1 pseudogene is annotated in these 255 nt (G+C 62.0%); it reads right to left on the minus strand.

From position 1 onward, the window contains the following. Nucleotides 1–4: 4 nt before the first annotated feature. Nucleotides 5–255, minus strand: a pseudogene (locus ACG04Q_RS25730) (IS110 family RNA-guided transposase); the annotation flags it as partial.

Here is a 255-nt window from a genome sequence, read left to right on the forward strand (position 1 = left end):
CTTGTCAGCTGAAGGCCCGCGTCACGTCAAACGGCGTGCCCGTCTTCATCACATGAAAGCAGGCCCGCGCCAGCTTGTGTGCCACGGCCTTGATGGCCACAACCTGCAAGGTCTTGGCGCATTTCTTCTGGAACCAGCGCCGGATCGTTTCGTCGTAGCGCACCGCGAAGTGCGCCGCCTCGATGAAGGCCCAGGCCAGGTGCTTGTTGCCGCACTTGGCGTTGCCTTCGCCCTTCTTCTTGCCGTTGGATTCGC

It is taken from the genome of Pelomonas lactea (genome assembly GCF_043555885.1).
GTDB classification, from domain to species: Bacteria; Pseudomonadota; Gammaproteobacteria; order Burkholderiales; family Burkholderiaceae_C; genus Pelomonas; species Pelomonas lactea.